Genomic DNA, 15,100 nt, shown 5'->3' on the forward strand with positions numbered 1-15,100 from the left:
TTTAGTCTTAATAATCAAAAAATTATTTCTATTTTTGGTGCTTGTTTAAAAAGGGTTGAAGTATGAATAACCACAAAACCAGGGAAACTGTAAGGAACATGTTTACTGAATATCTGGAGAAAAACGGGCATCGGAAAACTCCGGAAAGATTTGCCATTCTTGACGAAATTTATTCGCGTGACGGGCATTTCGACATTGAATCGTTATACATTTCAATGAAAAACAAAAAATACCGGGTGAGCCGTGCCACACTATACAATACTATTGATTTACTGCTTGAATGTAAATTGGTTGTGAAACACCAGTTTGGGAAAAACATTGCCCAGTTCGAAAAAGCTTTTGCCACCATGCAGCACGACCACCTTATTGACACATCAAACGGGAAAGTGGTTGAATTTTTCGATCCCCGGATTCGGGAAATCATTGAAGACGCCTGCATAAAAAATAATTTTAAGCTTAGTCATCATACCCTTTACATTTATGGCCAGTCTCTTAAAAACAACTAACCGTTTTCACATTATCATTTTATAAAATAACTTTTTGTTGAAATCTTTTTTGTCAGGCCAAGCAAAAATATTTGTAATTTTAAACGCTTAATTGAGTTACCGTGAAAACATTTCCCAAAGGAAAATATTTTCACGGTTTCATTTGTAAATTAAAATTCAAAAATGAAAGCAGACGTATTGTTAGGCCTGCAATGGGGCGACGAAGGAAAAGGAAAAATTGTAGATGTATTGACTCCAAAATACGATGTAATTACCCGTTTTCAGGGTGGGCCAAATGCTGGCCACACATTGGAATTCAACAACATAAAACAGGTTTTGCATACCATTCCTTCGGGTATTTTCCGCGAGAACAAAATCAATATTATAGGGAATGGCGTGGTGATTGACCCCATCGTTTTTAAAAAAGAAATTGACGCATTAAAAAAAATCGGTGTAGAACTTTCTAAAAACCTTTACATTTCCAAAAAAGCCCATTTGATACTTCCAACGCACCGAATTCTTGATGCAGCATCGGAACAGAAAAAAGGTGAAACAAAAATTGGCTCAACACTCAAAGGAATAGGGCCAACTTACAAAGATAAAATCGGACGTGAGGGCCTTCGGGTTGGAGATCTGCTGCACAATTTCGAAACCAAATACCAGGAACGAATTGATAACCACAAAACCATGCTTTCAGAATTCTTCCATTTTGACTATAAACAAATTCTTTCTGAATGTGAACAGGATTGGTTTGAAGGCGTGGAAGTTTTAAAATCATTTCAAATTGTTGATACGGAGCACTATATCAACGATTTGCTAAAAAAAGGCAAATCGGTGCTGGCCGAAGGTGCACAAGGTACTCTGCTCGACATCGACTTTGGCTCTTACCCTTTTGTTACCAGTTCGAATACCATTTGTGCCGGCGCCTGCACTGGCCTCGGGCTTGCCCCTCAAAAAATAGGAAAAGTTTACGGCATTTTTAAAGCTTACTGTACCCGCGTAGGAATGGGTCCCTTCCCCACTGAATTAAATGACGAAACCGGCATAAAACTGCGCGATGCAGGTAATGAGTATGGCTCAACAACCGGCAGGCCACGTCGTTGCGGATGGCTCGATTTGGTAGCACTGAAATATTCGGTTATGCTGAATGGAGTTACCGAACTGATTATGATGAAAGCAGATGTTTTGGATTCATTTGAACTGATTAAAATTTGTATCGGTTACGAAATTGACGGCGAGGTGGTAGAGCATTTCCCCTTTGAACTCACCGGTGATGTAAAGCCCGTTTACGTTGAGTTACCCGGATGGGAAACCGACCTGACAAAAATTAAAAAACAGAATGAATTTCCCGAAGAATTAAACAATTACATCAGTTTCATTGAAGACGAAATGGGTATTCCGGTATCCATTGCCTCAGTGGGTCCAAACCGGGAGCAAACCATTTTCCTCGATACAGAATAACCTGCATTAGGCATAATTTTAAGTTCCCGGTTTCTTTTTTGCCGATAACTTAATTATCTTTAAGGAATCGCTTTTAAATGGAATTTTTTATGCCATTTATATCAAAACAATTGGGACTTTACACCGACTTTTATGAGCTGACAATGGCTCAGGGGTATTTCTTTTGTGGAAAAAAAGACGACACAGCCACCTTCAATTATTTTTTCAGAACCAATCCGTTTAGAGGTGGATTTACTGTTTTTGCAGGGCTCCAGGATTTTCTGGAAATGCTTTCCAACTTTACTTTTTCAGTTTCCGATATTGAGTATCTAAAAGAAAAGGGTTTTAAACCAGAGTTTATAGAATACCTAGAAAGCTTTCGTTTTTCAGGAAATATTCTTAGTATGCCGGAAGGGGAAATTGCATTTCCCAACGAACCTGTCCTTCAGGTTGAGGGGAATGTAATTGAATGTCAGCTCATTGAAAGTTTGCTTCTCAACATTCTCAATTTTGAATCGTTGATTGCGACCAAAGCATTCCGGATAAAAATAGTTACCGGAGATAAAATGTTTGCTGATTTCGGACTGCGACGTGCCCAGGGTTTGGGAGCACTGCATGCCAGCCGGGCTGCTGCAATTGGTGGCGCCTCCTCCACTTCAAATGTAATGGCCGGAAAAATTTTTAATATCCCGGTTAGTGGAACTCAAGCCCACTCCTGGATACAGAGTTTTGACAGCGAAATTGAGGCATTCAGGGCTTATGCCAAAATTCATCCTGAAAATACAGCTTTACTGGTGGACACCTACGATACACTAAAATCAGGAATTCCAAATGTCATTCAGGTGGCAAAAGAAATGGAAAAAGAAAGTCACCGGTTAAAAGCCATTCGCCTCGATAGTGGCGACCTGGCATATCTGAGCAAAAAAGCCCGTAAAATGCTCGATGAAGCCAATCTGGAGTATGTAAAAATTATTGCTTCGAACCAGTTAAACGAACATGTGGTGAAAAGTTTACTGAAAGACCAGGTAGCTCCAATTGACGCTTTTGGCATTGGCACTGAACTTATTACCGGCAAAAACGATGCTGCCCTCGATGGAGTTTATAAACTTTCTGAAATAAATGGTCAGCCTAAAATGAAACTCTCCGAAAATATTGAAAAAGTAACACTCCCTTGTAAGAAACAGGTTTACAGGTGTTTTGACAGTGACGGCAATTTTTACCGGGATGCCATTTTACTGTCAGATGAAAATCCGAATGAGGCAGAATATATATTTCATCCCATCTATCCTGAGAGAAGTACAAAAATTGTTTCGCTGCAAAAAGAACCCTTGTTGCAATTGGTGGTAAAAAAAGGAGATATAATTTCTGAACAGAAAAATACAGAGGAAATTTATCAGTACCTTGTAAAAAGAGCAGCGTTGTTGCCTGAAGAACATCAACGTTTTATCAGCCCGCATATTTATAAAGTTGGAATTTCTGAAAAATTGATGGAAACCAGAAACACACTGGCAAAACAGTTGAAATAAAAAACATCTATCAAAAAAAATATGACAGAAATTATTCGACCAACTCTGGTTATTGATAAAGGCATTTGCTTGCACAATATTGAAAGAATGGCGCAAAAAGCAAAGGATTTTCAACTTCGGTTCAGGCCACATTTTAAAACGCACCAGTCGGCAGAAATCGGTGACTGGTTTCGGATTTATGGAGTAGAAGCCATTACTGTTTCATCGGTTCAAATGGCCGAATATTTTGCACGATACGGTTGGAATGATATAACCATCGCATTTCCTTTAAATGTTCTTGAAATTATCAATGTAAACCGGCTGGCAGACAATATCAAGCTCAATGTTTTAATAGAAAACAGGGAAGCTGCCTCGGCTCTCGCAATAAAAACAACACATAAGATTGGAGTTTACATTAAAATTGACACAGGTTCGAATCGTACTGGCATTGAACCATCTAAAATCAGTTTAATAAATTCCATCCTGGAGATACTGGCTGAAAATAAGAAAATCACATTTAAAGGTTTTCTTACTCACGCAGGCCACACCTATTCTGCGCGCTCAACTAATGAAATTTTCAGCCGCCATTTCGATTCTCTGCTGAAACTTCGTACGCTGAAACAACGCTATCTGTCTTATTATCATAACATTGAAATCAGTATTGGTGATACACCATCGTGTTCCATTTGCACCAACTTTTCGGGAGTGGACGAAATCAGGCCGGGAAATTTTATTTTTTACGATTTAATGCAGCAAAACCTTGGAGTATGTAGTTTTGAGGACATTGCCGTTCGCATGGTGTGCCCGGTTGTAGCCAAACATGCCTCACGAAACGAAATTGTAATTTATGGTGGAGCTATCCATCATTCGCAGGATTCACTGTTAAATATTGATGGAAAACAATCATATGGCCGAATTGTAATAAACAAGAATAACGAAAAAAAACTGTTAAGCCCAAGAAACTATGTTGCGAGGCTTTCGCAGGAACACGGAATTTTGAAGGTGTCGCAAAAAAACTTTCCTCTCTTTCAGGTGGGTGATTTGGTGGAAATCATTCCCATCCATTCCTGCCTTACAGCAAACCTGGCCAGGAAATACCTCACTACTGAGGGTGAAGAAATTGAAATGATTAATACAAGAGGCTGAAAAAAATGGTGAAATTATTTTTTTCCCCAGACAAAAATCCGTATCTTGGTGGACAAATTTCCACTAAATGAAAAAGAAATATAAATCCTCAGAAAAAAAATCGGGCAAAGTTGCAGAAGCAGCATTGGCACTTTCGTACTATAACAAGCCAGAATCCATCTCAATTCACTCCATCCTGAATGTTGATTCCAACGATGTTGCAGAACCGCTCAACCGGGTTGACACTTTCAGGGAAGGCCTGAGCCGGAAGTCTTTTGACCGGCTAAAAGAAATTACAGGTTTAGATAACAATACGCTTGCAGAGGCATTGGGTGTTTCTTCAAAAACTATCCAGCGAAAAGAAGTTTTCGGGGTTATTCAGTCTGAAAAAATGTACGAGCTTGCTGAACTGTATGCACTGGGTATTTCCTATTTTGGAGATGAAGGTTTCAGGCGCTGGATGGACAGGCCACTTTTTAGCATTGGGAACAGGAAACCCATTGAATTAATTGATGTTTCTGAAGGTTTGATGTTGCTGAAAGCTGAAATTATGAGGTTGCAGCACGGCATTGCCATATGATTATTTACCGCATTGCACGTACAGAATTTTGCGATACCAGCGGAGAGGGGGCGAAATTGTATGGAGGAAGGTGGAATCTGCCCGGTTATCCTGTGCTTTACGGAAGTGCCTCCATTGCATCGGCATTGCTTGAAAGACTGACAGTTGACCCTGAACTTTTTGCATCTGAACGATATGTTTTATACAGTATCATGGAACTGAACTGTTCCGATAAGCTTATAAAAAGGCCGGCATTATCTGATTTGCCGGAGGATTGGGATGCCATTCCGTTCAAAAAATCGACGCAGTTGTTTGGAACCGAAATCATTCGTTCAGGAGTTGTTTGTTTTGCTGTTCCTTCTGTGGTGGATAAATCATCGCTCAACCTGATTTTAAATCCTGTAGCTATCGAATTCACAAGTATTAAGTGGAAAGTTTACCCACTTGAACTGGACAAACGTATAATCAGATAAATCATGAACATATTGGCAAACTATTCTTTCCTTAATTCCAGTATTCTTGAAATGGCTTCCAAATAAGCTGTTGTAGGGTACAGCTTTTCATCGTACCACAGCGAGGCAAAATAGAACCCTACCGGAGCGGGTTTTAACCCATTTTGTTTACAGAAAGTGTCGAGCCAGGACAACCCCACATTGCATTTATCCAGATTTTCAATCGAAGCCAGAGCCGAAACGGCCAGCGCGGTTTCTTCTATTGTTCCGGGAATATTTTTTGCACCACCCCAGCCTCCATCATCATTTTGAACAGAAACCAAATACCGGGCGCCCATTTCAATCAGAACTTTTAAACGTTGTTTCAAATTTTTTGAAGGCCATTTGTGTTCCAGGGAATCTTTCAGGTAAGTGACAACTTTTGCCGTTCCGTAAACCGGATTGGCATGATCGTTCGTTTGCTGATTGCCAAACCAGAGCGGCAGCCAACTTCCATCTTCGCGTTGGTGTTTTTCGAGGTAATGCAGTGCTTTTTCAAATGATTTTTGCAGCTTCTTTTTCTGCTTTCGTGAAAGTTCATTTTGATAAACTTCCAGAACCGTTGAAAAAGCCAGCAAATTATGTCCGGTAAGATCGGAGCAACTCTGGTCGAATGGTAGTTTCCCCCAACCTCTGGAAAATGTAGGAAAACCACCATCGTTGTTTTGCAGGTTGAACAACCATTGGCATCCGGCAAGTACTTCCTTCTTTACTTTTTCCTTTGGCTGAAGTTTAAGCAATGCTAAAATGACTCCCGGCGTATCGTCGCCATCAGGAACCGACCCCGGAAAGTTAGTCCAACCCCAACCTCCAGGTCTGCTTCCATTAAACGGATGAACTGATTTGGTCTGAATAAATTTGAAATGGTCGGTAATTTTATCCTGCAAATCGGTATTAATAAATCCATCTAAGTTTGAACGAAAAGCTTTTACCGACAGCGAAGTAACCCAGGTTGACAGGTCCACATCGATAGGCCAGCCACCATCTTTGCGCTGGGTACTTTTTAAAAACCCGATTCCTTTTTTCACGATCTCGGTTTCACCATATCCGGCATTGATTAAACTCAGGGCCACAAAAGCAGTAAGTGGAACTGCTTCTAAAAATCCACCGCTTTCAGGAAGCATTCTGTGTAAAATTTTTAACGCTTTTGGAATTGAAAACCGTCGCACAGTTCTCCAAAAGAGGTTTGAATTTTTTTTCTTAAAAATAACAATACCAACTGCCACCAAAGCCGGAATGGCATAGCTTACCACACTCAAATTCAGCAACCGGTAAAACGGACGTGGCAACAATGACAATTCAAATGGCAACTGAGGAATATATTTGAATGCTTCTTTGTCAGGAATTCCGCAAAGTCCGCTCATGGCCAGGATAGGTACTGAAAAAGTATAATCTTTCTGGTAGTGGTCGAGTATAACTTTTGAAACCTTTGCAGAATGAATATCAATATTTTGTGTTCGAAGATAGCCGGCAATCTGCTTCTGAAAGGAATTTATCCAGCTTTTCCCTTCCCTAAACAAATTGGCAGTGGCATACACCAGTAAACTCGTGCTCACATTCCCCGGACTTTCAGGTGTATCGCCAAAACTTCCGTCCGTATTCATGTTCGATTTTAACCAGTTTAATCCACGGTCAATTTCATTGGCATGTGCTTTTGGATTATCGAAATACAAAGCGGCAACAGCAACTGCAACACCCAACGCGCTGGATGAAAGTCTGCCTTCCCAGTATCCTTCAGGCTTTAATTCTGAAACCAGGTTCCTGCCCAATTCATTCAGCCGTTGTAACAATTCATTTTTTTGTTTCATACCAAAGTTCCCAAAGCGAGTAAACCATAAAACGTGTATTCCAAATCACGCTTTTCGTCTCCATTGCCGGCTAAAAATGCACCAGAGCTGTAATTTTGCTGAACCAGTTCCAGACAAGTTGGAGTCACCAGGCGCAAATCAGTTCCTGCAAATTTAAGCGAAAATAAGGCCACACCAGTTGATAGCAAATCTGGTTCGTTCACATCCCGGAATGTTTTAAAACCTTTTCCTTCTTCAAAAAAAGAAAGTAATATTTTCGATTCTTTATTAATGCTTAATCCAGTTTTTTGCCGGGCAGTTAAAACTGCTGCATGAAAACTACATGGAGATTCAGCCGAGGGAGAATAAATTGAAAGTAACAGACGGACTAAAAGCCTGAAATTTACATTTTGATAAAGCACATCAAAAGTTATCAAAAAAAGGAAAATTCTGTAAAATATACTCACGCTCCCGGTATTCTTAATCGCCATTCTTAAAAGCTTCAGCTTTGAAGGCTTTTTGAATTCATTATTAAAAAGAATTTTGCGAATAAGAATATCAGCAAATGTGTTCATCGATTCTTTTTGTGGCCCAGCATTTTCAAGAATAAATCTTCTGTGATTTTCCAGGGCTTTTTCCAAACCGAAAGCATTGGAAAGCAAGACACCAAAAAGAGAATAATACAAATCGGGGCGACCTGCCCGGTTAGTAAATCCGCCACCTGAGTGCTGACAGGACTGAACAAATTCTTTTACTTCAGACTGAATATCAGCATCGAGTGTGGCAAATCCATTTTGTACCAACCCGATAAACTGATAAACTATTGGAATGTCTGCCGATTTACTGCCCACGTTTTTGTTCTTTGAAAACCTTCCCCATTACACTGTACAATCCCAGCCTCATTTTTTGGTTCTGAAGATTGTCCAGTTCCGCATAACATTTATTCACATACTTCAACAGAAAATGATCTGTCTGATTCTCAATATCAAATTTTTCAATATTTCTCCGGAAAAGCATAAGATTATTTTCGCTCAGAATACGCGGAAATTCATGGTCCACTGCATTCATTTTCTCCTGTAACAGGGCAAGCAAAAAGGGATAATCAAAAAGATTTCCTGAATAATTTTCTTCACGGAACTCGTTTAAATCGTCGCGAATCTGGTAAGCAATTCCAAAATATTCTGAAAATTTCCGGAGTGATTCAAGATCAGTTTGCGGTGCTTCACCTGCAATGGCACCGGTTAGAAGTGCTACTTTTACAGCTTCACCGGTTTTTAACCGGAAAATCTGAAGCACATCGCCCACTGTTTTTTCAGTTATCTGCGAATTCAGTAAAATATCGGCACCCTGTCCTTCAGCCAGTTTCACGTGCGATTCAGCAACAACAGTCAGGCATTCGGCCAAAACTTCGGCTTTTAAACCTGTTTGAGCCAGCATCCGGTAACCTTTTCCTATGAGATAATCTCCCACATTAATTGCGGTGGGAATACCGCTGGACCGGTGCAAAACAGGTTGTCCGTAGCGGGTTTCCTCATCATCTTCAATATCATCATGAATAAGCGAAGCCTTGTGAAAGCATTCAATTATCAAAGCGAGATTTTGCTGTATGTTTTCAGAAATTTCATTCGAATATGACTGGTAGGCTAAAACAGATAAAAGAGGACGAATGCGCTGGCCGCCCATTCCCATCATTTTCAGCGCCAGTTTTTCGGTTTCATTTTCGGCATTAAAACATGAATTTAAAACCGGAGGTTGAAAATAGTCAGCCACCTGGTTTTTCAGCAAAGAAACGGAAAGCGGAGTGTGCTCGCTCAATCCGTTAAAGTTTTCCATTTCCTCAAAAAGCCAATGATAATCCAGGGCGGTATTGGAGCAACCATCACCTAGCAACGGAATTCCGATGGCGGGAACTGCAGCACGCGTAACCGGTTCGAATGACCGTTGCAAAACCGACATGCAACTCACGCCGATAACCGCATCAATGGCGCCTTCCTCAACCAAACCAATAGCAACTGTGGTACCTTCAGCCACAAGTGTGGTATATCCAAGTTTTTCGGCCCTGTTTAAAATAGAATCGATTAGGCAACCCTGGCAACCGGAACATATCAGACCAAGTTCATCAAAAACACCCTGGCACTGGCTGTCGTTACGCAGGCACTGTGGCAAAAGAAGCAACCGCCGGTGAAATGGTGTGGCCATAACTGTTTCGCGCCAGATTTCATTTCCAAGCAAAACCATGGTAAAATCAAGTAATTCTCCATTTAAACCGGCACTGTTTAAAATATTAATGGCACTTTTTTCAAGAGTTTCAAGGTTTGAAGGAGGTGAAATCCGGTTTGCGGAAACATACAAACGAACCTGTTTCCGTAAATCATTTCTGATTCCGGATTGCAGGGGTACTTTTAATATGCGGTTTACTTCAATCATATTCAAATTCTAACCGTAAGCGCCTAATCCAAAAAAGGCTTTCTTCTTGGCAAACCGGTAAACCCAGCTTTTTTCAGGAACAGGAATTCCTGAACCGTGACTGGGCACCTTTGGCATATTTCTCAAGCGTTCTGCTTCGTTTCCCCTCCCCGAGGTATCGGTAGCGCCTTGTTTTTCAGCCATTTCAACTACCCACGCCGGATCTTCCATAATTATGCACCCCGATGTTTTGCGAGGTATTTCCTGTTTTAATTCCTTTAAAAAAACTGAATTCCTGTACAATTCATCCAAAGGCTTTTCGCCGGCTTTGTCGGTGGCAAACTGAATAACCGGGCAAGGTTCCACAAACCCCGCTGCATTTATATGATGACTGAGACCCGAGGCTGCCGGGCACAAACCGTTTCCGTTTTCATCCCAGTAGGCATCAATTATGGCAATATCAAATTCTGACCGGGCATCTACCATGAACTGCCGCAACTGCTGAATTTCTTCTTTACTCAACGCCAGCTCAACCGACGGATTTTCTCCAACAGGCCGGTAAATGTAATACCAAAGATAGGCCACATTTTTTTGAATCAGGCTGTTAATAAAATCAGGCGAAAGCGCCAGTTCCAGGTTCGATTTGCAAACACTCATGGCCACGCCGGTAAACAATCCGGCAGAGGTTGCATTTTCAACGGCTTCCCAGGTACGTTGGTACACATTTCTTCCTCCACGGCGAACATCGGCAATCTGTTCGTCGCCTTCAAAACTGATAAGCGGAGTTACATTGGCAACCTTACGTAAATCTTCTGCAACCGACGGGTTAAGCAAAGTTCCGTTGGTAAACAGTTGAAAATAACAATCGGAATGTTCTCGGAAAACATCGAAAAGCGACTTATACAAAAGCGGTTCGCCTCCCAGAATTCCAAAAAAATAAGATCCTTTTGCTTTAGTTTCTGTAATAATCTGGTTGAGCTGTTTGGGAGAAAGCCGGTGGTTTTTCTTTTTACCAGTTACCCAACAGCCCTGACAATGCAGATTACAATCGTCGGTTACCGAAATAAAATGAAACGCCGGAAAAAATTCGCCCCTCTTCAACCGCCGCTGAAACCGGTTAAAACTGAGCGTTCCTTTCACGCCCAGGTTGTAAACCATTTTCCAAAGGCAACGTTTGTCGGTATTTTGTATAATTCGTTTCAGCATTCTAATTCTTTTTGCCCAGCGTGGCTTTTAGTTCTTCCAGCGCTTTGCGGCGTTCCTCTTCTGCCTGTTCAACAACTCCCTGTCTGAAAATGTTTCGGCGGTTTTGATTGCGGGCATCCAGCGTCATCAGCAAACTTCCTTTGTCCACCGTCATTTTTTTATTCCCCGGTTCATCTCCTGCCAGCACAGTATTTTCATCAAGCCGTGGAAACATGATTGCGGATGTAGGACAGGTGCGACCACACGCCGGGCATTTATCCTTGCATGCCAGCGGATTAACCACCTTCAGACTTTTTTTATCGAACGTGTAAACACCAAACAAGCAAAACCGGGCACATTTTCCGCAAAGCGTACAAAGCGATTCGTCGATTACCGGAAACCAGGCCGGAACTTCCAGCGAAGTCATTTGCTCCTGATAAAGTGCCTTTCCCTCTGCAATCTGATATTCATCCCGTAGTTTGATGAAAATTTCATTCGATGACAGTTCCCTGAAATTCAGCACTTCGAACTGTCCGAAATCGACACCACCCTGTTTCAGCATATTTTTCACTGCACGCGGATAACAGGCGATAACTATTTTTTGCTGAAATTCAGTTCCAATGGCATTTAGAACATCTTTTTCGTTGACCGAAAACGCGCATAAATCCTGTAGTTCAAATACATGAACATCCAAATTTTTCAACCCATTAGCAATTTCATCCAGCTTTTTATTGGAAATTACATTTGCCCCGCAACGGCAGAAAATCACACACGATTTTTGGCTCATAAAATTTTCAAAATTGAAAAGCTAAAGAAAACAAAATTTAGGCAAAAGATGAAATGCAGGTTTGTCGTTTACACATCGTTAACAGATATCTAACTATTTGAATATTTCAATTTTTTTTGCACTTTAAATTCACACTGGGTTCGGCCTTTTAAAACTTTTGCAGCAATAATGTCAAAGGAATAATAGACAGACAAATTACCATCAGGAAGTCTGGAATTTATAAATCTTATGATTGGATCAGATTAATCTTGATAAATTTCGTTTAGAAAATTATTGGATTCAGAAAAGGACGAAGAACAAGTTTGATAAAAAAGTGATAGTATGACTTTGAGCCATACTATCACTTCAAATATTGTGCAGTAAAAAACTACAATTCTCCTATTTCGCCGGAATATTTTCCAGTGTTGCCACCAGAAAATCCCAGAATTTTTGTACAGTTCCAATGTTCACTTTTTCGTCGGGCGAGTGTGGAAAACGGATAGTCGGGCCAAAAGAAATCATGTCCCAGTGCGGATATTTTCCACCCAGGATACCACATTCAAGTCCGGCATGAATGGCTTTGATTTCGGGAATCTTACCAAATTTTTTGTTATACACTTCCTGCATGGTTTTCAGGATGGGCGAATCCATATTGGGTTTCCAGCCGGGGTATTTGCCTGAAAAGGAAACCAGAGCGCCGGCCAGTTCAAATACTGCCTTAATTCGCGCACTCAATTCTTCTTTGGCAGAATCAACTGAACTGCGCATCAGGCAGGCGGCGCTAATTGTTTTTGCTTTGGCATCGGATTTTACAATGGCCAGGTTAGTAGAGGTTTCCACCAGGCCTTCCATGCTATCGCTCATGCGAATAACACCGTTTGGACAGGCAACCACGGCAAGTGTGAGATTTTTCTGCGTTTTTTCATCCATAATTGCGGAAGGCAGGTCGGCCTCTTTCACCTCCACTTTCAAATTAGGTTCAGTGGCTGAAAGTTCCTTTTTTATGGTCTCCATCAATTCGTCCACCAATGCAACAAAATCGCCGGTACTGGCTTCGCTTACGGCAACAGTGCCAAAAGCTTCACGCGGAATGGCATTACGCAGACTGCCTCCATCGATGGCAACCAGTCGCGCACCCAGTTTTTCCTGTGCTACATGTAAAATTCGGAAGAAAACCTTGATGGCATTTCCCCGCTGCAGCGGAATGTCAATTCCCGAGTGGCCGCCTTTCATGCCGGTAACATTCAGATTGAAAGCCATAAAACCGGCAGGAATTTCTTCTTCTTCATAATTAAAAAGAACATTTACATCTTCGCCGCCGGCACAACCCACATACAACTCACCTTCGTCTTCCGAGTCGGTGTTTATTAAAATATCGCCCTGCAAAACACCGGCTTTTATGCCATTGGCGCCATCCATTCCGGTTTCTTCGGTGGCAGTAAGCAACACCTCAACCGGACCGTGTTTCAGGTTTTTCGATGCCAGCACTGCCAGCGCCGAAGAAACGCCGATGCCATTGTCGGCGCCCAGCGTGGTACCGTTTGCAGTAACCCAGTCACCATCCACAAAAGCTTCGATGGGGTCGGCTGCAAAATCGTGTTTTTTATCGCTGTTTTTCTGCGGAACCATGTCGAGGTGGCCCTGCAAAATCACACCTTTACGGTTTTCCATTCCGGAGGTGGCCGGTTTGCGAATGATTACATTTCCGGCTTCATCTTTCAGCGTTTCAAGCCCAAGGCTTTTCCCAAAATTCACTGCCCAGTCCTGAATCCTTTCTTCGTGACGCGATGGGCGCGGAATGGCCAGCATCTGGTCGAAAATACTCCACACTTCGGTGGGTTGAATGTCTTTTATGTTTGCCATAGTACTATTGTTTTATATTTGGTAATTCGAGTCCGTATCCTTTCTTTTTATCTTCCCTTTTTAAAAGCAGGGAAACAATGAGTGCCAGAACGGTTAATGCAACAAAAATCAGCCAGGTAGTCTGGTAATTGTAAGTCACGTCCTGTCCGGCTGCCTTTGCTGCAGCAACACCGGGATTAGTTCTGTCGAGTACAATACCAACGGCCAGAGGAATTCCCCACAACCCGAAATTCTGCACCCAGAAAATTAATGCATACGCACTGCCAAGTTGTTTGTCGGGAATAATTTTCGGAACCGAAGGCCACATGGCAGAGGGAACCAGCGAAAATGCTATGCCTAAAATTAATACATTAAAAAATGCCGCCACTACACTTGTAATAAACGGCAGATAGAAAATAAAGTGGACAAATATGAGCAAAATTGCACCCAAAATCATAATGGAAGCACCTTTCCCTTTTCGGTCATAAATACTGCCGAAAAATGGTGTCAAAAGCATGGTTCCAAAAGGCACAAGGCTTGGAAGAAGACCAGCCCAGTTTTCACTCACGCCAAATTTATTCACCATTAGGTCGGGACCATATTTGTAAAACGGAAAAACGGCAGAATAAAAAAGTACACATAATAAGGCAATATACCAAAAGCCCCGGTTATTAATAATAATACCAAAATCCCTTAACCTGAATTTATCCTCTTCTGAGGTTAGATTCAACTTAATTTGCAAGTCGAGTTGTTTATCCTTTACATTGTAATAAACAAAGCCAATTAACCCGATAATAAGAAAAACTAAGGCAATTAAAATATAAAGCGGAACACTGTATTTGGTTGCCAGGGCAGCTCCAAATGCCAGAGGGGCAAACGATCCCAGTCGCGCAATGGCTACCTGCATTCCCATTGCCAGTGCCAATTCCTTTCCTTTAAACCATTTTACCACCGATTTGGAAACAGTTATTCCGGCATACTCCACCCCAACTCCAAACAATGCATATCCAAATGCGGCAAAAAACACCTGGGAATTCAGTCCGAAAATTACCTCGTCGATTGGAAACAATCCCTGAAAAGCTGCCCATTTAATCGTTCCGCCAATAATCATTATCAAAACAGATGTGATTGTACTGAAACGGATTCCAAAACGGTCGAGCAATACGCCAACCAGGATGAGCATTACAAAAAATACGTTAAACCACCCATAGGCGCTGGTAACCATGCCATAATCGGCACTGTTCCAACCATAAACCCGTTCAAGGATTGGCTTTAAAGGTGAAATTACTTCGGTAAAAAGGTATCCCGCAAACATGGTAAACGACAGGATAACGAGCATCGTCCAGCGCATGCTTTTCGAATCTCTCAAGGTCAATTTTGGTTCATTCATTTTTAATTATTTAAGTAATAGATTTTTTTAAGGCGGGTAAAAATAAAAAAAATTACACCCGATAAAAATGACCAGATCAAAAAAGGGCGACTTTCAAAATAAGTCACCCTTTTTACGCT

General features: G+C 41.4%; 13 protein-coding genes. 6 read left to right on the forward strand and 7 right to left on the reverse strand.

All coding sequences use genetic code 11. The annotated features are described in order from the left end of the window. The first annotated feature begins 62 nt into the window (after positions 1–62). From ACESMA_RS08345 to ACESMA_RS08370, 6 genes are all read left to right on the forward strand, one after another. Positions 63–506: a Fur family transcriptional regulator gene (locus ACESMA_RS08345; protein WP_372948336.1), complete on the forward strand. Its 444-nt coding sequence runs from the start codon at positions 63–65 to the stop codon at positions 504–506. Positions 507–668: 162 nt separating this feature from the next. Next, positions 669–1,946: an adenylosuccinate synthase gene (locus ACESMA_RS08350; protein WP_372948337.1), complete on the forward strand. Its 1,278-nt coding sequence runs from the start codon at positions 669–671 to the stop codon at positions 1,944–1,946. An 89-nt stretch (positions 1,947–2,035) separates the two neighbouring features. After that, positions 2,036–3,451 (forward strand): nicotinate phosphoribosyltransferase, encoded by a 1,416-nt coding sequence (locus ACESMA_RS08355; protein ID WP_372948338.1) that lies wholly within the window; start codon positions 2,036–2,038, stop codon positions 3,449–3,451. Between the two features lie 21 nt (positions 3,452–3,472). Next, the gene (locus ACESMA_RS08360) at positions 3,473–4,576 is read left to right on the forward strand and encodes an alanine racemase (protein WP_372948339.1); all 1,104 of its coding nucleotides are present in this window, start codon (positions 3,473–3,475) and stop codon (positions 4,574–4,576) included. A gap of 67 nt (positions 4,577–4,643) precedes the next feature. Continuing rightward, positions 4,644–5,135, forward strand: coding sequence for an antitoxin Xre-like helix-turn-helix domain-containing protein (locus ACESMA_RS08365; protein WP_372948340.1), 492 nt, complete (start codon positions 4,644–4,646; stop codon positions 5,133–5,135). Continuing rightward, positions 5,132–5,587 (forward strand): RES family NAD+ phosphorylase, encoded by a 456-nt coding sequence (locus tag ACESMA_RS08370; protein ID WP_372948341.1) that lies wholly within the window; start codon positions 5,132–5,134, stop codon positions 5,585–5,587. The genes ACESMA_RS08365 and ACESMA_RS08370 overlap by 4 nt, the downstream gene beginning before the upstream one ends. A gap of 20 nt (positions 5,588–5,607) precedes the next feature. On the opposite strand, the gene ACESMA_RS08375 is transcribed toward ACESMA_RS08370, so the two are convergent. The 7 genes from ACESMA_RS08375 to ACESMA_RS08405 all read right to left on the reverse strand — a co-directional run bounded on the left by ACESMA_RS08375 (position 5,608) and on the right by ACESMA_RS08405 (position 14,981). Further along, on the reverse strand, positions 5,608–7,413 hold the full coding sequence (locus ACESMA_RS08375) for a prenyltransferase/squalene oxidase repeat-containing protein (RefSeq protein ID WP_372948342.1): 1,806 nt from the start codon (positions 7,411–7,413) through the stop codon (positions 5,608–5,610). After that, positions 7,410–8,243 carry a hypothetical protein gene (locus ACESMA_RS08380; protein ID WP_372948343.1) on the reverse strand — a complete coding sequence of 278 codons (834 nt, stop codon included), beginning with the start codon at positions 8,241–8,243 and terminating at the stop codon, positions 7,410–7,412. Before ACESMA_RS08380 ends, ACESMA_RS08375 begins: the two co-directional genes overlap by 4 nt. Continuing rightward, complete coding sequence (locus tag ACESMA_RS08385; RefSeq protein WP_372948344.1) at positions 8,233–9,819, reverse strand: polyprenyl synthetase family protein; 1,587 nt, start codon at positions 9,817–9,819, stop codon at positions 8,233–8,235. Before ACESMA_RS08385 ends, ACESMA_RS08380 begins: the two co-directional genes overlap by 11 nt. Before the next feature lie 9 nt (positions 9,820–9,828). Further along, positions 9,829–11,004, reverse strand: coding sequence for a radical SAM/SPASM domain-containing protein (locus ACESMA_RS08390; RefSeq protein WP_372948345.1), 1,176 nt, complete (start codon positions 11,002–11,004; stop codon positions 9,829–9,831). A gap of 1 nt (position 11,005) precedes the next feature. Continuing rightward, positions 11,006–11,770, reverse strand: a complete 765-nt coding sequence (locus ACESMA_RS08395; RefSeq protein WP_372948346.1) for an ATP-binding protein — start codon at positions 11,768–11,770, stop codon at positions 11,006–11,008. 378 nt (positions 11,771–12,148) lie between these two features. Next, entirely contained in the window at positions 12,149–13,612 is a 1,464-nt protein-coding gene (locus tag ACESMA_RS08400) for an aminoacyl-histidine dipeptidase (RefSeq protein WP_372948347.1), read from the reverse strand. Positions 13,613–13,616: 4 nt separating this feature from the next. Then, positions 13,617–14,981, reverse strand: a complete 1,365-nt coding sequence (locus tag ACESMA_RS08405) for an MFS transporter (protein ID WP_372948348.1) — start codon at positions 14,979–14,981, stop codon at positions 13,617–13,619. Positions 14,982–15,100 lie beyond the last annotated feature (119 nt).

Origin of the sequence: Mariniphaga sp. (genome assembly GCF_041687215.1) — a bacterium.
GTDB lineage: Bacteria > Bacteroidota > Bacteroidia > Bacteroidales > Prolixibacteraceae > Mariniphaga.